This is a genomic window from Pseudarthrobacter siccitolerans (assembly GCF_030823375.1).
GTDB classification, from domain to species: domain Bacteria; phylum Actinomycetota; class Actinomycetes; order Actinomycetales; family Micrococcaceae; genus Arthrobacter; species Arthrobacter siccitolerans_A.
The window spans coordinates 3,765,249-3,781,628 of record NZ_JAUSXB010000001.1 but is presented as its reverse complement, the minus strand read 5'-3'; the positions used below and the strand labels follow the sequence as shown (position 1 = coordinate 3,781,628).

The window sequence follows — 16,380 nt, the reverse complement described above, 5'->3', positions numbered from 1 at the left end:
GTCCAACCCCTCAGACCTGCTCGTCGAGGACCGACGGCAGCAGCTCCTCAAGATGCCGGACGATGTCGTCCGACGCCTCGTCGGCCGAGTACGCCGCGGGCACCTGCAGCAGGTGGCAGGGACGTCCGTCCAGTGCTTTGCTCAGCACGAGGCCTTTCGCTGCGAAGTGCTCGCGCCACGGGACGACGGACGTGGCTGCCAGGCCGGTGACAACCCGCTGCGAGAAGCCTGCCATCTCGATGTGGAAGTTTCCGATCATGCGGTCGACCATCCAATCGGTCGTCCGGTCGAGAATCCGGGTCTTGGTTCCTTCGAACCGCTCAACATAGATGGCGGCCGCGAGCGGGGCCGTGGTGGTCACTTCCCGCCCGGGGAACGCGGTGGCCGCGTCAACCATGCGGTGTTCGGGCGACCACCGGCGGGAGAAGTCCGCGAGCCGCGGATAACGGATGACGTACGGGTGCACCAGCGTGGTGAGACTGCCGACGGTCTGCGAGAACCGTGGGGGGACAAGGGGCTTCCGGACGCCTTCGAACAGGTGCGGGTAGATGGCCCGGTGATGCGGCTTGATGAACATCGGCTTCGCATAGCCGAGCAGTGTGGCGTCCTCGGCGAGGAAGGCCCAGTCGTCGCCCATAAACGACCAGCCCTCACGCCGCATCAGCTTTGCGGCGGTGCTCGTCTTACCGGTCCCTCCGGCCGCGGGAAGCGCGATCGCGTGGCCCCGGTACGCCATCGTTGCCGCATGGATCATCGCAGCTCCTCGAGCGATCATGGCGGCGTCGAGAACAGGGACCACAGAGGTCAACAGCTCGCCCGATCCGTGTACGCGCCATTGCTCTGCGTCCCTCACCACCTGGACCCGGTCGGCATTGAAACGCACGCCGGTCTCCGTGTACGCAAGCTCGTGCTCGAGCAGGCCAGCATCCGGCAGTGGCTCCGGCCGGTCATCGACGACGATGTCGGCCGGCCGTTCAGCGTCCGTGGCGAAACACGCCAGCATGGTCCGGAGCTGGTGTGCCGCCGGCGCTTTTCCGTCGACGCTGATCGTGACGCGGCCGTGGATGTCGAAGTGAAGATTCTTGGTCTGCCTGGTGCTCATGGTCGTCCCCTGTCTAAGTGGTGTCGGTCGGATGGTGCTGCTGGTGCGGGCGGTGTCGTCCGGGTTGGCCGTATGGACGCTGTCCGCGCTGGCGTCGCTGTGGCGGTGGCTGCGAGTAGGTCGTTGACGAAGCCGCGGTGCAGGTTTCTGGCCCTGACGATCCCGAGCCCCAAACCCCCGGTCACTTCACTTCCCGCCACGGACTGACTCCGGCCAGGACCGGGTGGTTCAGGGGGCGTCCGGGCACATGCGCAAGCTGACGTCCCCGGAGGTAGCCTGCCGCCGTACACGTCACGACGGCCACTATGGCAGCCGCACGGCCAAGTCCTGCAGGATCGCCATGGCTCCAGTCATTTATGGCTGAAAAGATGGCCCGGGGCAGGATGCTGCGGACGTATCGGCGCTCCGGGCCGAGTGCCCGCTTGTGCCCTACGACGTGACTGACTTGGGCCTTTGAGATCCCTTCCGACCAGGATCTTGAAAGCATGTAGCGGACGGATCCCCTGCTTGCCGGCACATGATGGCGGACCACTGCGGCGGGCTCGTAAACGATGCGGCACCAGGGTGCGCCCATCGTCGACCGAATGCAGATCTCGGTTTCCTCGCAGCCTAAGGGAGTGGAACCCTGCCGGCCCAAGGAGATGTTGAAGCCGCCCACCGTGCGAATGACGTCGAGCCGGAACGACATGTTGGCCCCGATCACGTTCCTGACTTCGGAGGCAACCCGTGGCAAGCCTCGATGGCTGCAGCCAACGATCCAGTCGAGCTCTTCACCGAAGTATCCGGGACGTCCAGCTTCCCAGACAGGCTCCACCCGACCGCCTACCGCAAGCACTTCAGGATCGTCATAGAGCGCCGTTAGGCGTTCAAGCCAGTCTGGCGCGGCTTCGGCGTCATCATCGAGAAAGGCGACAATGTCCGAGTCAGCCAGGCCCACGCCGGTGTTGCGTGCTCCGGAGAGCCCGCGCGGGCCGGTGTTCTTGGCAATGGTGACGTCACCAACGGTCTCGGCCAACCGGTCGTAAAGTTCCTCGTTGTGGTCGATCACGACAATGACTTCACTGGGCGCCCGGGTTTGCGTGCGGACGGACTCGATGACGCCCAGCAGCAAATTCCAACGCTCAGCCGTGTAGGCGCAGACGATCACACTCACGCTTGGGAAGGGAACGTACGCCATGTCATGCCACGCTTACGACGGGAAGAACGCTTTGTGGATCCGTGGGCGTGCGCGGGAAGCTCACGTTGGCGTAGGCGTACTTCACGCGGCGAAGCGCCTCGGGGCGTGCGCCGGCGGTAGGGGCCTCCCACAGAAGGCACTCATGGGCCATGGTGCCCAATACCCGCCAGCCGTCCCGGAAGGTCTGGAGATTTGACGCCCCGGAGATGCGGTCCAGTTCGAAACTGGGGACCTCGGCAATCCGAAGGCCCGCCTTCGCAGCCCTGACGATCAGTTCTGTCTCGATTTCAAATCCATCGGATTCCAGCTGCAGGACTTCCAGGCACTCCCGCCGGAAAGCGATGTAGCCGTAGCAAAGGTCCGAGTAGTTGCTGTGCAGGACCGTGTTGGCCAATCCGGTCAGCGCCCGGTTTCCTGCGCGACGCAGCCAAGTCAGGTCCTCGGACCCCCCACCTGTGACGTATCGGGAGCCTTTGACGAAGTCATAGTCGTGCTGGAGCGGAGAAACGAACCAGCCAATTTCCTGGGGGTCCATGCTTCCATCGGCGTCCAGCATGACGATGATGTCGCCCGTTGCTGCGGCAAATCCTGACCGCAGCGCCACACCCTTGCCCTTGCGCTGCTCGTTCACCACCACGATGTCCCCGCGGACTGCCCGCGCCACCCCAACCGTATTGTCCGTGGAACGGCCGTCAACAATCACCACTTCGTCCACGTATAAAGGCATACGCCGAAGGACCCAAGGGACGTTTTTGGCTTCGTTTAGTGTTGGGATCACAACGCTTATGGACGCTCTTTCCGGTACTGCCGCCGGCTTGGAGAATGAAATTGGGGGCTGAATTGAAATAGACAAATCCCTCACCGCTTCATGGCGTGTTTAGAGAACTTTGGCCGGTAGTGGCCGGTGGAACTAATTCGTAAATTGAGCGTAGGGTAGGCCCCGCTGTGTAAACATCAGTAGTGGGTACTTGCTTTAATAACCCTTCCTACGTGGGGAATTTCCCCTGTTTGGAGGATTAGGGGTGGAGGGGCAATGCCGGTTGGCGCATTAGGTACATTGGGGTTACCGGTGCCTCATTAGCCACTAATCATGCGGCCTGTTCCTCCTGAGGCCGTGGTGGAGTGAGGGGTTCCACATCGGCTCCCTGGCAGGACTTACCCGTTTCCGCATCAAAACGCCGAAACCGGGCGCGCCCGGGGGATCCCGAAACTGGGCAGCGCAAATGAGGTCACCGCGCGTGCACGCGCGGTGACCTCATGGAGCATGGGGGCTCCGCCGTCGTTCGCTGCCGTATGGGCAGCTCGGCGGAGCGCCGGTAACCTAGGCGTCCTGCCAGCCACTGCCTTCGGTGAAGGTGGCAACAAGCGTGCCCACGCCCGCCTGGAGGGAGTTGGACGGATCAAAATACAAGGACGCCTCGGACGCGCGGCTGTGGGTGATCAGCTGTTCGGCTTCAAGCTTTGCTTCCGGTACGGTGGCGCCGATGATTCCGGTCCGCGCCGGCAGTTCCGGAGTGTGTACGACCTCCGCGTCTGTCTCGCTCAACGGAATCGTCGTGCCGGAGTTGATCTCGTCGTGGGGGAACTCAAACTCGGCGTCGGCGGAGGCGGCAGGGATGATGTACTCCAGGAAGTAGGTCATGGACCCACTTTTACAGAAAGCCACCGCCGCCGAAAGCCCAGCCGCGGCCCTGGCGAAATAAATGTGTGGGCGCCCGCCCCTTGCCCGAGCACAGGGAAGCCCTCCCCCGGGGGCAAAAATGGCTACTTACCGAGCCCGGCCTTCCGCAGGGCCTCGGCCAGAGCGGTATCCACTGGTGCTGGCCTGGGAGCGGCGTTACGTCCGTCGGAACGGCCCGGCTTCTTGGCGGACCGTTGCCGTTCCTGTCCGGAACGGTCCGGATTTTGCCTCCCGGCACCGGACCTCCCCGCACCGGACCCTCCGCTGCCCTGCCCGCCGGCGGAAGATTCGTCGTCGAGCCGCAAGGTCAAGGAAATCCGCTTCCGCTCGGGGTCTGCCTCCAGCACCTTCACCCGGACCACCTGGCCGGACTTCACCACCTCACGGGGGTCAGAGACGAAGCGGTTCGCGAGCGCAGACACATGGACCAGGCCATCCTGGTGGACGCCCACGTCAATGAACGCGCCGAAGGCCGCAACATTGGTCACCGTCCCTTCCAGGATCATGCCCGGCTTGAGGTCGGAGATCTTCTCGATCCCCTCAGAGAAGGTCGCCGCCGCAAACGCCGGGCGCGGGTCCCTGCCCGGCTTGTCCAGCTCCGCCAAGATGTCCTTGACGGTGGGCAGGCCGAAGGTGCCGTCCGCAAAATCGCGGGGATCCAAGGATGAAGCAGGCGCTGAGCCCGCGGCAACCAGGATCTTACGCGCCACCGGGTAGGACTCAGGGTGCACGCTCGAAGCATCCAAGGGTTCGGTTCCGCCGGTAATCCGGAGGAAGCCGGCACATTGTTCGAAGGCCTTCGCACCGAGCCGCGGCACTTTTTTCAGGTCGGCACGCTTGGCGAAGGGGCCGTGCTCGTTGCGGTAGGCGACGATATTTTCGCTCAGCAACGGCCCCACGCCGGCCACCCGGCTCAGCAAGGCCGGCGAAGCAGTGTTCACGTCGACTCCTACGGCGTTGACGCAGTCCTCCACCACCGCGTCAAGGCTCCGGTCAAGCTTCGACGCCGTCACGTCATGCTGGTACTGGCCCACGCCGATGGACTTCGGATCAATCTTCACCAGCTCGGCCAGCGGGTCCTGCAGCCTGCGGGCGATGGACACAGCACCGCGCAGCGAGACATCCATCCCGGGGAGCTCGGCCGCGGCAAGAGCGGAAGCGGAGTAGACGGATGCTCCGGCTTCGGAAACCACAAGCTTCTGCGGTTTCCTGTCAACGTCCGGCAGCCGCTTGATCAGCTCAGCGGCGAGCTTGTCCGTCTCCCGGGAGGCGGTGCCGTTACCAATTGCCACGAGTTCGACGGCGTGCTGCCGCGCCAGGCGCTCCAGCTTTGCCAGCGCTTCGTCCCACTTCCGGGCGGGAGCGTGCGGGTAGACGGTGTCGGTGGCGACGACCTTGCCGGTACCGTCCACCACAGCGACTTTCACGCCGGTTCGGAGCCCCGGGTCCAGGCCCAGCGTTGCCCGGTTCCCGGCGGGCGCTGCCAGCAGAACATCCCGGAGGTTCGCAGCGAAAACGCGGACCGCCTCGTCCTCAGCCGCGGCGAACAGCTTGCCGCGCAGGTCAGCGGTGAGCCGGGCCAGCACCCGGGACCGCCACGCCACCTGCGCCGTTTCCAGCAGCCACCCATCAGCGGGACGGCCACGGCCGGCAACGCCGAGGCACTTGGCCACCGCTGACTCGTACCGGGAACGTGCGGCGGCGAGGGCGGCGTCGTCCGTGGGATCCGCTTCGGTGAGGTCCAGGTCAAGGATGCCGTCCTTCTCCCCGCGCAGCAAGGCGAGAACCCGGTGGGACGGCATGCCGGCTGGGGCTTGTGCGAACTCGAAGTAGTCCGCAAACTTCTGCCCGTCGGCTTTTTTTCCCTTCTTCACGCGGGACACCATGCGGCCCTGTGTCCACAGCCGCTCGCGCAGGTTGGCGGCCAGGTCAGGGTCCTGGGCGACGCGCTCAACGAGGATGGCCCGGGCTCCTGCGAGCGCAGCAGCGGCGTCACCAACAGCATGTTCCGGGTTCAGGTATTTGGCAGCCTCGCGCTCCGGGCTGAGTTCGGGACGCTTGAGCAACGCGTCAGCCAGCGGTTCCAGGCCGGCTTCACGCGCGATCTGAGCCTTGGTCCGCCGCTTGAATTTGAACGGCAGGTAGATGTCCTCGAGCCGGGACTTCGTGTCGGCAGCAAGGATGGCTTTCTGCAGCTCGGGGGTCAGCTGGCCTTGGGCAGCAACAGCCTCAAGCACTGTACGACGGCGGTCCTCGAGTTCGCGGAGGTAGCGCAGCCGCTCGTCGAGGTCGCGGAGCTGGGTATCGTCCAGCGTTCCGGTGGCTTCCTTGCGGTACCGGGCGATGAAGGGCACGGTGGATCCGCCGTCGAGAAGCTCCACTGCCGCCTTGACCTGCCAGGCTTTGACCCCCAGCTCCGTGGCAATCTGGGTATAGATGTCGTCCTCCCGTTTCCGGTGTGTGGACGGAGGTACGGAAGGGGCCTGCGGCAGTTGGGTCACCAGAACATCTTGCCCTAAGCGGGCTGCGGGCTCCACTGCTGCTGATCGCGCGGGGCCTCCGGCAAGGTATTCCGCTGCCGCCTCCAAAGTGCTGTAGTTGAAATGCCGTCACAGGCAACCCAACGCTCGAGGAAGAGGGCATGATGCGGGAACTGCTTATTGTGTTTCAGGAGGGGTTCGAGGAGGCAAACATCACCGTGACGGTGAACGGCAAGCAGGCTCGGCGGGACCTGGACGTTTCCACCAACCCGATCCTCGGCATCGCAAACGAGGTGTCTGTAGAGCTGCCGGCGAAGGGTGCGCATGTGGGGGTTGAGGTGACCAACCGCGGTCTGAAGGCGATCACGAAGGTCAGCGGAAAGCCCAAAAGCGTCCTTGTTAACATCCAGGACGGGAGGCTTGTAATGACTGAAGGAACGGGCCGGGAGGCGGTCCTTTAGCCCTTTCCGCGTCGGCCCGACGGGCCTCTGGTAAATATCCATTTGCTGGAGTAGCATCTGATCACCGCCGGCTTCCCCGAGGAGCCCGGCGGGCCAACTTCACTAGCCAAAGGCGGTCGGATTCCTTTGGCGCCCGCTGCCGGGACAGCACCTCGAGCAGCAGACGACGGCGGCACCCAAGCCGGGTGCCGCCGTCGCCTGTCTTAAGGAGTTGCCGTCAAGGGCGGTTCTAGCCCGCGTACACCGGGTAATCCGTGTAGCCCTCTGCGCCCTCTGCGTAGAAGGTGGACGGGTCCGGCTCGTTCAGCGGCAGGCTCTCGTTCCAGCGGCGGGCCAGGTCCGGGTTGGCGATTGCAGGACGGCCCACCACTACGGCGTCCGCGTGGCCGTCCGCCACCAGGGCCACAGCTTCCTCGCGGGTGGTCACTACTCCAAAGCCGGTGTTGACCAGGAAGGTCCCGCCGAAGCGGGTGCGGAGGTCCTGGACCAGTACCCCGGTGGGTTCATGATGCAGGATGCTGAGGTAGGCGAGGTTCAGGGGGGCGATGCTGTCCACGAGCACCTCGTAGGTGGCGCGGACGTCTGCGGTATCGACTTCGGCGATGCCCTGGACGTTGTGCTCGGGCGAAATGCGGATACCCACGCGGCTGGCTCCGATTGCTGCGACGACGGCGTTGACCGTCTCGATGACGAACCGCGCCCGGTTTTCAGGGGAACCGCCGTAGCTGTCCGTGCGGACGTTGGAGTTCGGCGCCAGGAACTCGTGCAGGAGGTAGCCGTTGGCTGAGTGCAGCTCCACGCCGTCAAAGCCGGCTTCGATAGCGTTCAGCGAGGCGTCGACGATTTCCCGCATCACGAGCGGCAGTTCATCGGTGGTCAGCGCGTGCGGGACAGGGTACGGCTGCTTGCCGGACGGGGTGCGGACATCGCCCTCGATGGCAACGGCGCTGGGGGCGACGATGGTGCGGCCGCCCGTAATGTCCGGGTGCGAAACCCTGCCGCCGTGCATGATCTGCGCGAACATGCGTCCGCCTTCGGCATGGACAGCGTCGGCAACCGTCTTCCAGCCGGCGATCTGCTCCTCGGTGACGATGCCGGGCTGGCCGGGGTAGGAACGGCCCGCGATGCTGGGGTAGGTTCCTTCACTGACGATCAAGCCCAGGGAGGCCCGCTGGCGGTAGTGCTCGGCGAGCAGGGGGCCCGGAATACCTTCTTCGCCTGCGCGCAGCCGCGTCAGGGGCGCCATCACAAGTCGGTTCGGGAGTTCAAGTTCGCCAAGGGCCAGAGGGGAAAACAGCATGCGCGGTTCCTTTCGATGTTTCCAACGTTCTGTTAGGCCCAACTGGGAGGCGTGAGCAACTATTCCGGCTGCGGCGCGAATCACACAGCGTCCGGCGGCGCGTGGTGCTGTGGCTTGTGCTCCGGTGGGTGCGCGGGTCGCGCTGCACCGTGATCGGGTTCTGCTGACCGCGAGCCCCTAGCGCGTTGCCCCAACTCCCGGGCAGCCCTGGCCCTGGGGGTTGGCGTTGCAGTCGTCGGCGTAGTTCCGGGTGAGCGACCGCCATACGCTGATGGTTTGTGGCGGTGCATTGAATTGCCCTTGGCCCGGGATGGGCAACGGCGGGCCAGCGTTGACCGAGTACGTTCCTTGGAAGGAGGTGGTCAACACAACCTGGAAGTCGCCGGTAGCGCCGTACGGATGGCTTGTCCGGGTCTTTTCACCCCATCGGTCCTGCGGCAGCGGGCCTCCCATCGAGGGCTGGGGCCCGAAGACCGTGCCGTCGCCGTAGCTCCAGGTGTACTGGACCGGCGTGGCGACGATGTGAACCTGCTGGCCGAACATGGTGACGTCAAACTGCTGTTCCACGGCTTCGGCATAGAAGTTCGTTTCGGCGCCCCGCAGTGTGTGCGGGCTGGGCTGCGCCACCACCGTTCCGGCATTTACGGGGAGGCTTTGGAACTGCCGCTGAATATCGGCGGCAATGCGGGGCAGCAGGTCCTCCGGCTTTGCATCGTAAAGACAGGTCGGGCCGGAGTGGATCGCCCAAACGGCTCCCGGAACACCGCGCGGCCTTGAGTACCACATGACCGGAATGCCTTCTTCACCGTCGGGCCCGTCGTTGCACTCGACCTGCCGGGCGAGACAAGGGGTATCGAAGTCGCCCCCGCCGAGGTGGCACTGCAGTTCGTACTTGTATTCGTTGGGGTCAGTGTTTACCGCGCCGGGCGACAGTGGAGCAAAGTCACCTGTGACCGAGTCCCGAGCCCAGCCGATGATGTCAGTTCCGGTCGCTGACCATACACCTTTTGGTGGGGGCGCTTTTGGATCCTCTTTTTGGTCGTCGCTGGCGCGAACGATCAATTGTCCGCGGGCAAACCCCAGGGCAGAAAATCCCATCGCGGGAAGGACGAGCGTGACGACTAAGGCTCCAAGCAGGCAGCGAAGCAAGACGCCTTTCACCTTCAGCCAACTATCGGCTGGATGGTGTTTACATACCAGTCTCCATCTCTAAAAACCGCGAACATGAGGCTTCCTGAGTCTGCTGGCTTTGGGTCAGTGCTATCTAACGAACCATCCGGGTTGTAGTAGCTCAAAGCTTCCTGCGACACCTGCACTGCTACCTGGTACTGGCCGTCCGATCCTTTATTGAAAGTGGTGTTTACGACCGGCGTTGTTACCTTTCCACCGGCTAACCATCGACCATCCTCGTGCCAACCAGTCTGCACTTGCTTAGTGCGTTCACACATCACGCAGTTTGCGCTCGTTATGGCGGAAAGGGCTCGGGTATCGCCCGTCTCATAGCCGTAGCTAAGAAGTTCAAACCAATACTTCGAAAACGCCTCAAGCCCCTCCTTCGTCTCCGTCTTCGCCACCTCCGGCAGCACCGGAACCGGAACGTTTTGGGCGGGGCCTGACGCGTCGGCGGGTTTGTAGACGGCGCTGGGGGTCGGTGTCGGAGTGGGTGTGGCGCTGGGGGAAGCCGAGTCCGCGGAAATCGGGGATGCTGCGCCGGGATCTGCAGGTGCTCCGCCCGAGCAACCGGACAGCAGGAGCAAGCCGCCAACAACGAAGGCCAAAACGCCAAAGCGCAGGCCACGGGGCGTACGAGTGTTGTGCGATGTCATGGGCCGCTATTCCCCCAGTAGTTTCAAGACGGCATGCTCCGGACAATGACTTAAGGGTAGCCCACATCACATTTCAGCGATAAGAGTTATCCACAGGTACCCGCCGATGTTTCTACCACCGGCGGTAACCATCCGAAAGTCGTGAAAGAGGCCGGTGCATAAATGCACCGGCCTCTCTCAGGACCCAAATCAGCGACAAGCGACAAGCACCGTCAAGGCTGGGGCGGCAGTACCAATTCCCCCGTCTTATCCGTCGAAAGGGCGAGGGACGACACATACTGGGGGCCGCCGTCGGGCGCATTTTGGGCCGAGCGGACCATGTCCGGACGCTCGAACTCGATCCCCGTCACGTGGCAAAGGAGCTTGGCGTCGCTGGGGTTCCCGTCGGCGTCGAACATTGGCAGGTCGATGCCGTCGTCGGTACGCCGCAGGTAGTAGCGGCCGCGCGTCAGGAGAGCCAGCAACGGCGGAAGCACCACGGCCAGGCCCACCGCAAAGATCGGTGAGAACGGCTGGATGGCGGACCCAAAAGCACCAAAGAAAACGGCAATCGAAATCCCTGCGGACACGAGCATTGAGACAAACCCGACGGGATTCACCGCGTAAAGCATGCCGCGCCGGAACTCCGGCACCTTGGGAGAAATCTTCAGCAGGTACTTATTGATCGCGATGTCGGACGCCACCGTCACCACCCACGCCATGGCACAGTTCGCGTAGAAGCCGAGGATGGTGTTGAGGAAGTCGAACATATTGGCTTCCATCAGGATCAGGGCAATCACCAGGTTCACCACCACAAAAACCATGCGGCCCGGGTACGTTTTGGTGACGCGGGTAAAGCTGTTGGTCCAGGCCAGCGACCCCGAATAGGCATTAGTGACGTTGATCTTGATCTGGGAAATAACCACCAGCACCACAGCCAGCGTCATGGCCAGCCAGGCCGGCATCATCTCCCGGTAAACGCCCAGGAACTGGTGCACCGGCTCATTGGCGGTGGCGGCGGCTGCGGGATCCAAGGAGGCGATCAGGTAGATGGCAATAAACAGGCCCACAATCTGCTTGATCGCGCCAAAGATCACCCAACCCGGCCCCGCCAGAATCACTGCACGCCACCATGCACCCTTGTTGGCCGCGGTTTTGGGCGGCATAAACCGGAGGTAATCGATCTGCTCGGCAATCTGCGCCATGAGGGACAAACAGACGCCGGCGGCAAGCATCACCGACGCGAGGTTGGGACCGCCGTCGCCCGATCCACCGGTGTATGCAAAGAAGCTGTCGATGCTCTCGGGGTGGGAAATCAGCAGGTATCCCACCGGTACCACCATGAGGAGCAACCACAGTGGAGTGGTCCACACCTGCAGCTTGGCCAAAGTGTTCATCCCGTAAATCACCAGCGGAATGATGATCACCGTGGAGGCGGCATATCCCAGCCACTGTGGAACGCCCAGGCCCAGCTCCAGCCCCTGCGCCATGATTGATCCTTCCAGCGCGAAGAAGATGAACGTGAAGGTGGCGAAGATGACGTTGGTGACCACGGAGCCGTAGTAACCGAAGCCGGAGCCTCGGGTAATCAGATCCAGGTCGATGTTGTAGCGGGCAGCGTAGTAAGCCAGCGGGAACCCTGTGGCAAAGATGATCACGGCCGCCACAAGGATGCCGAAGATCGCGTTCACGGTTCCGTAAGCGATCCCGATGTTCGCGCCAATGGAGAAGTCCGCGAGGTACGCGATGCCGCCCAGCGCACTGGTGGCCACCACCCCCGCACTCCATTTCCGGTAGGACCGCGGCGCGAAGCGCAGAGTGTAATCCTCCAGGCTTTCCTTAGTGGCGTTAACCGCTGCCGCGTTGCCCGGCGTTTCGGCTGTCCGGGTACCGCCGACGACGGCGGAACCTGGTTGCGCCGTCGGCTCCAGTAATTGCGTTGTTTCCTGGTCATTGCTCATCGATTGCGCCGCTTTCGTTTCTGGAACTTGTCTGGTGCGACGCTATCCAGCCAGAGCGACGGGTTGGTCACGGGATTGTTTCGGCGCGGTTAAGTCTTGACAGCCCTGTCAAGAGCAGGTTCCTCGTCGAATTCCCGCGCGCCAAGAACCGCCCTCTGGCGCGTTCCCCACCGACTCAGAAGAATGGCCTCATGATGTTTGAACATGCCGATGGGAACCCTGTCCTGGAACTCAATGACGAGCAGTCCTGGCGCCTTTTGGAAGGGACCAAGCACGGGAGGTTGGTGGTTTCCGTGGCAGGCGAACCCGATATCTTTCCGGTCAATTACGTCAGCTCCAGCGGGAGGCTGTACTTACGGACCGCGCCGGGCAACAAGCTGGCCCAGCTGACCATCAACTCGGCAGTGCTTTTCGAGGCTGACGGCATCCTCTCGGACGAGGCATGGTCGGTGGTCATTCGGGGAAAGGCCCGCGTGCTCAACACCGCGGCCGAGCTGGCGGAGGTGGAGGAGCTGGGTCTCAAATCCTGGGTGCCGACGCTGAAGGACTTCTACGTCGAGATCGAACCCACCGCCATCAGCGGTCGCCATTTCCAGCTTGGGGAGCAACCAGAGCGCTGAGTCCAGGATTCTAGACTGGAAGCATGGCGGATAAGCTCACCCCGGAGCGGCGCAGCTGGAACATGTCCCGGATCCGGGGCAAGCACACCAAACCTGAACTGCTGGTCCGCCGCCTCCTTCATGCCAGGGGGTACCGGTACCGCCTGCACGGGCAGGCAGGCGGTACCCGGCTGCCGGGCAACCCTGACCTGGTGTTTGCCGGCCGGCGGAAAGTCATCTTTGTCAACGGCTGCTTCTGGCACTTCCATGACTGCCGCGTCGGCCAACACGCTCCGAAGGCGAATGCCGAGTTTTGGGCCGCGAAGCGGGAGCGCACCAAGGAACGCGATGCCGGCCAGCGCCGCCAGCTGGAGGAGGCAGGCTGGGAGGTCCTGACGGTCTGGGAATGTGAGCTCAAGAATAGTTCAGCACTCGAATCCCAGCTGGTGCGGTTCCTTGAGGCCACCAGCCAACCGCAGAAACCCATTCCTCCGGAAAGGCATTCTTGAGGCAATCTTTGGGCTTTGTCCTAGCCGTTCTTGATGCGGTTCCTGCAGGATGGATGCATGCCCCCGGTTAGGGGCTACAAACCCTACACTTCCGAAGCAACGCCATTCCCTACCACCAGGTAAATGTTAGGTCGCCAACAATGGCCTCTTAGCCGTGGCAAGGAAAAGTGCGGCGGCTAATTTTCCCAGGGTTCGGAACGCAGCCAGCCCTGCCTTAAAGTGCAGCCGCAGCATAAACCCGCAGTCCCATCAAGAAATCCGCAATTCTCGTCCTAAGCTCTTTTGCGCAAAAGGAACACACCTAATCTGAAGAAGAAGAAATTCCCCCGATGACCGCCCCTTTCCCGAGGTGGAAAAGTCCAGCCGAAAGGACCGTAATGATGCCGTCTGATGGTGCCGGGAGACCGCTCGTGGACGAGTCAGTCCTGGACCGGCTGCGCGGGGAACTCGGGGAGGCCGAGGGTTACTGCAGGGCCTTCGTGGGGAATTTCATTGACTGTCTCCCCCACCGGATCGCGCGGCTGCGGCGGACATTGACCATCGGGGACCTCGATGGGTCAGTGGACGCAGTGTTGAGCCTGAAGACCTCCAGCCAGATGGTGGGTGCCGAACAGCTGGCGGGCCTGGCCATGGCGCTGGAGGACGAAATCCGCTCCGAAGCTTACGCCGCCGACGTCACCGTGGTTCTGCCCCGGCTTGCGGCGTCCTTTTTGCCGCCCATCAACGAGTGCAGCCGGCAGACCATGCACCGGCTGCAGGCTCAGTGTTCGGCCGGAGCCAGCCGGTAGCCGACGCCGCGGACCGTCTGCAGCCACCGCGGCTTCTGCGGTGAGTCACCAAGCTTTTTGCGCAGGTTGCCCATGTGGACCTCGACGGACCGTTCGTCCGCCTCGCTGATGTAGCCCCCGACGTCGTAATCCTCGTCCCGCAACCGACGCACCAGGTCCGCTTTGGTCCGGACCGTCCGGCCTGCTTCCAGGAGGGCGTGCAGGAGTTCGAACTCCGTGCGAGTCAGGTTCATTTCCGCGCCGTCCACGGTGACCGTGCGGGACGCGTAGCTCAGCTCCAACCCGTTGTGGCTGTAGTTCCCCCGTTCGGGATGCGGGGCGGCATCCGCCGAGGCCTCCACGCCTGATGCTTCTGCGGTGTCCGGAACAGAACGCGGGCGGCGCATCATGGCGGCGATGCGGGCGCGGAGCTCCCGCGGACGGAACGGCTTGGTGAGGTAATCATCGGCGCCGGACTCGAGCCCGATCAGGGTGTCCAGTTCCTCGGTACGGGCCGTGAGCATCACGATGTAGGCATCCGAGAACTCGCGGATTTGCCGGGACACCTCAAAACCGTCGATGTCCGGCAGGCCAAGATCCAAGGTAATGACGTCCGGATTCAGGGTCTTTGCAGTCAGGACACCCTCGGCGCCGCTGCTGGCCACCGTCACCTCAAAGCCGGCCTGGGTCAGGACAGTACGGACCAGTTCGCGGATGTCGTGGTCATCCTCGATGACCAGTCCCACACGTGCATCACTCATAGCGCCCCCTCAGCAGCCGACGTCAGAAGTATAGCTGCCTGCGGATATCCTGCTGCTATGGCTCTGCACACCCTGCCCCGTGAATCACCGCGCAATGACTAACCCCATCGCATGGTCCACGGGGAAGCTGAGGTTTTTCCGGCGCCCCTTCCATGAGTACACGCTGACCGAGCGCGTGGCATTGAGCCAGATGCCACTGTTCGTGACCACCCTGCTGACGGCGTTCCTCATCTGGGCTTTCTTCCCCACAACCATGGGCAACCCGTTGTTCGTGACCTTCCTGGTGTCACAGATCGCCATTATGGCGCTGTGCTACCTGGTTCCCTGGAGCCGGCTGCCGTACACGAGCTTCCTGGTTATCCCGCTGCTGGACTTCGTCTCCATTGCGCTGGGCCGGGAGGGCGGGCAGGAAAGCCTGACCGGCATCAGCCTCCTTGCCGTCTTCCCGGTGATCTGGCTATGCGCCTCCGGCTACTATCCCCGGGCCGCCTTGTGGCTGTCCTTCCTTGGGCCGCTGGCAATCATCTGGGTCCCCCTGCTGGTCAGGGGCGCCCTCACCGGGCAGGACCTGGCCCGGTCGCTGCTCCTGCCGGTGATGATGCTCGGCATCGGCGTTTCCGTGAGTGTCCTGACACTCAGCATGATGCGGCAGCAGCGGGAGCTGGAGGAAAAGGACGCCCAGCTGCAGGACAACCTGCGGATCAGCCAGCGCCAGGAGTCGCTGCTCAATACCGTCCTGGACACTGTGCACCTGGGCGTCCTCGCTGTGGACGCCGACGGGCATGACGTGCTGATGAACCGGAAGCAGCGGACCAACCACGAGCTGGCCCGGCCCAAGGACATAGCGGACCCGAATGAGTCGCAGCTCCTGGTTTTCGGGCCGGACCGGAAGACACTTGTTCCGGTGGAGGACCGCCCGGTCCGCCGGGCCGTGCTGGGCGAAACCTTCACCGACTACCTGGTCTGGCTGGGCTCCGGAAGCGAACAGCGCGCTTTCGTGACAACCGCCCGCGCCATGAAGGACGCCGACGGGAAATTTGCCGGCTCCGTGATCGCCTTCAGCGACGTGACCGACCTCGTCAACGCACTGACCGCCAAGGATGACTTCGTCTCCAGCGTCTCGCACGAATTCCGGACACCGCTGACGTCGATCCTCGGGTATGTGGAGATCCTCCTGGGCGACGAACCCGAGGAATCGCAGCGGGGCATGCTGGAGATCGTCCGCAGGAACTCGGAGCGGCTGTTGACCCTGGTGTCAGACCTGCTCTCCAGCCGCAACGGCCAACTGATCGTTACACCCCACGCTGTGGACGTGGCCGAGCTTGTGCGGGCGAGTGTTTCCTCGGCCATTCCCAGGGCGGCTGCATCCGGTGTGGTGCTGTCCGCGGAGACTCCGGACCGGCTGGAGGCACACGTGGACGGGCCCCGGATCTCCCAGGTCCTGGACAACCTGGTGTCCAACGCCATCAAGTACTCCCCCGACGGCGGGAACGTGCTGGTCTCGCTGGCGCAGAAGGACGGCCAGCTGGCCTGCCGGGTCAGCGACACCGGCATGGGCATGACCGCCGAAGACGCGTCAGAGGTTTTCGCCAAGTTCTTCCGCACCAGCAACGTCCGCAGGACCGCCATCCCCGGGGTCGGCCTGGGCCTGCCCATCAGCAAGGCCATTGTGGAAGCGCACGGCGGAACCATTGGTGTTGAAAGCAGCCTGGGCGAGGGAACGACGTTTACGTTCCACGTTCCGGTGTAGTCCCCACCCGCACCCTAACCTCGCACG

15 protein-coding genes are annotated in these 16,380 nt (G+C 63.5%); 5 read left to right on the top strand and 10 right to left on the bottom strand.

Annotated elements, in window-relative coordinates; translation table 11 throughout:
• Positions 1-10 precede the first annotated feature (10 nt).
• The 5 genes from QFZ36_RS17640 to QFZ36_RS17620 all read right to left on the bottom strand — a co-directional run bounded on the left by QFZ36_RS17640 (position 11) and on the right by QFZ36_RS17620 (position 6,461).
• Positions 11-1,102, bottom strand: a complete 1,092-nt coding sequence (locus QFZ36_RS17640) for a hypothetical protein (protein WP_306638300.1) — start codon at positions 1,100-1,102, stop codon at positions 11-13.
• Positions 1,103-1,283: 181 nt separating this feature from the next.
• Positions 1,284-2,255 carry a glycosyltransferase family 2 protein gene (locus QFZ36_RS17635; protein ID WP_306638299.1) on the bottom strand — a complete coding sequence of 324 codons (972 nt, stop codon included), beginning with the start codon at positions 2,253-2,255 and terminating at the stop codon, positions 1,284-1,286.
• A 25-nt stretch (positions 2,256-2,280) separates the two neighbouring features.
• Entirely contained in the window at positions 2,281-3,057 is a 777-nt protein-coding gene (locus QFZ36_RS17630; protein WP_306638298.1) for a glycosyltransferase family 2 protein, read from the bottom strand.
• A 543-nt stretch (positions 3,058-3,600) separates the two neighbouring features.
• Positions 3,601-3,921 (bottom strand): hypothetical protein, encoded by a 321-nt coding sequence (locus tag QFZ36_RS17625; protein WP_306638297.1) that lies wholly within the window; start codon positions 3,919-3,921, stop codon positions 3,601-3,603.
• A 122-nt stretch (positions 3,922-4,043) separates the two neighbouring features.
• A complete protein-coding gene (locus QFZ36_RS17620; RefSeq protein ID WP_306638296.1) occupies positions 4,044-6,461 on the bottom strand; it encodes a Tex family protein in 2,418 nt (805 codons plus the stop codon).
• A 143-nt stretch (positions 6,462-6,604) separates the two neighbouring features.
• Here QFZ36_RS17620 and QFZ36_RS17615 point away from each other — a divergent pair, with 143 nt between their 5' ends.
• Positions 6,605-6,901: a hypothetical protein gene (locus QFZ36_RS17615; RefSeq protein WP_306639262.1), complete on the top strand. Its 297-nt coding sequence runs from the start codon at positions 6,605-6,607 to the stop codon at positions 6,899-6,901.
• Positions 6,902-7,130: 229 nt separating this feature from the next.
• On the opposite strand, the gene QFZ36_RS17610 is transcribed toward QFZ36_RS17615, so the two are convergent.
• The 4 genes from QFZ36_RS17610 to QFZ36_RS17595 all read right to left on the bottom strand — a co-directional run bounded on the left by QFZ36_RS17610 (position 7,131) and on the right by QFZ36_RS17595 (position 11,967).
• Positions 7,131-8,201 carry an alkene reductase gene (locus QFZ36_RS17610; protein ID WP_306638295.1) on the bottom strand — a complete coding sequence of 357 codons (1,071 nt, stop codon included), beginning with the start codon at positions 8,199-8,201 and terminating at the stop codon, positions 7,131-7,133.
• A gap of 177 nt (positions 8,202-8,378) precedes the next feature.
• Complete coding sequence (locus QFZ36_RS17605) at positions 8,379-9,299, bottom strand: hypothetical protein (RefSeq protein ID WP_306638294.1); 921 nt, start codon at positions 9,297-9,299, stop codon at positions 8,379-8,381.
• Between the two features lie 65 nt (positions 9,300-9,364).
• Entirely contained in the window at positions 9,365-10,027 is a 663-nt protein-coding gene (locus tag QFZ36_RS17600) for a DUF6318 family protein (RefSeq protein WP_306638292.1), read from the bottom strand.
• A gap of 212 nt (positions 10,028-10,239) precedes the next feature.
• Positions 10,240-11,967 (bottom strand): purine-cytosine permease family protein, encoded by a 1,728-nt coding sequence (locus QFZ36_RS17595; RefSeq protein WP_306638291.1) that lies wholly within the window; start codon positions 11,965-11,967, stop codon positions 10,240-10,242.
• A gap of 191 nt (positions 11,968-12,158) precedes the next feature.
• On the opposite strand from QFZ36_RS17595, the gene QFZ36_RS17590 reads away from it, so the two are divergent.
• The 3 genes from QFZ36_RS17590 to QFZ36_RS17580 all read left to right on the top strand — a co-directional run bounded on the left by QFZ36_RS17590 (position 12,159) and on the right by QFZ36_RS17580 (position 13,863).
• On the top strand, positions 12,159-12,587 hold the full coding sequence (locus QFZ36_RS17590; RefSeq protein ID WP_306638290.1) for a pyridoxamine 5'-phosphate oxidase family protein: 429 nt from the start codon (positions 12,159-12,161) through the stop codon (positions 12,585-12,587).
• A gap of 23 nt (positions 12,588-12,610) precedes the next feature.
• On the top strand, positions 12,611-13,075 hold the full coding sequence (locus tag QFZ36_RS17585; protein WP_306638288.1) for a very short patch repair endonuclease: 465 nt from the start codon (positions 12,611-12,613) through the stop codon (positions 13,073-13,075).
• A 377-nt stretch (positions 13,076-13,452) separates the two neighbouring features.
• Entirely contained in the window at positions 13,453-13,863 is a 411-nt protein-coding gene (locus QFZ36_RS17580) for an Hpt domain-containing protein (protein WP_306638287.1), read from the top strand.
• Here QFZ36_RS17580 and QFZ36_RS17575 read toward each other — a convergent pair.
• On the bottom strand, positions 13,836-14,603 hold the full coding sequence (locus QFZ36_RS17575) for a response regulator transcription factor (RefSeq protein WP_306638286.1): 768 nt from the start codon (positions 14,601-14,603) through the stop codon (positions 13,836-13,838). The genes QFZ36_RS17580 and QFZ36_RS17575 overlap by 28 nt on opposite strands.
• A gap of 94 nt (positions 14,604-14,697) precedes the next feature.
• On the opposite strand from QFZ36_RS17575, the gene QFZ36_RS17570 reads away from it, so the two are divergent.
• The gene (locus QFZ36_RS17570) at positions 14,698-16,353 is read left to right on the top strand and encodes a sensor histidine kinase (protein WP_306638285.1); all 1,656 of its coding nucleotides are present in this window, start codon (positions 14,698-14,700) and stop codon (positions 16,351-16,353) included.
• The last annotated feature ends 27 nt before the right edge of the window (positions 16,354-16,380 follow it).

Coding starts and splice junctions, on each gene's coding strand:
- QFZ36_RS17585 (WP_306638288.1), top strand. CDS start 12,611: ATGGCGGATAAGCTCACCCCGGAGCGGCGCAGCTGGAACATGTCCCGG.
- QFZ36_RS17640 (WP_306638300.1), bottom strand. CDS start 1,102: ATGAGCACCAGGCAGACCAAGAATCTTCACTTCGACATCCACGGCCGC.
- QFZ36_RS17605 (WP_306638294.1), bottom strand. CDS start 9,299: ATGGGATTTTCTGCCCTGGGGTTTGCCCGCGGACAATTGATCGTTCGC.
- QFZ36_RS17570 (WP_306638285.1), top strand. CDS start 14,698: ATGACTAACCCCATCGCATGGTCCACGGGGAAGCTGAGGTTTTTCCGG.
- QFZ36_RS17615 (WP_306639262.1), top strand. CDS start 6,605: ATGCGGGAACTGCTTATTGTGTTTCAGGAGGGGTTCGAGGAGGCAAAC.
- QFZ36_RS17610 (WP_306638295.1), bottom strand. CDS start 8,201: ATGCTGTTTTCCCCTCTGGCCCTTGGCGAACTTGAACTCCCGAACCGA.
- QFZ36_RS17625 (WP_306638297.1), bottom strand. CDS start 3,921: ATGACCTACTTCCTGGAGTACATCATCCCTGCCGCCTCCGCCGACGCC.
- QFZ36_RS17575 (WP_306638286.1), bottom strand. CDS start 14,603: ATGAGTGATGCACGTGTGGGACTGGTCATCGAGGATGACCACGACATC.
- QFZ36_RS17590 (WP_306638290.1), top strand. CDS start 12,159: ATGATGTTTGAACATGCCGATGGGAACCCTGTCCTGGAACTCAATGAC.
- QFZ36_RS17580 (WP_306638287.1), top strand. CDS start 13,453: ATGATGCCGTCTGATGGTGCCGGGAGACCGCTCGTGGACGAGTCAGTC.
- QFZ36_RS17595 (WP_306638291.1), bottom strand. CDS start 11,967: ATGAGCAATGACCAGGAAACAACGCAATTACTGGAGCCGACGGCGCAA.
- QFZ36_RS17600 (WP_306638292.1), bottom strand. CDS start 10,027: ATGACATCGCACAACACTCGTACGCCCCGTGGCCTGCGCTTTGGCGTT.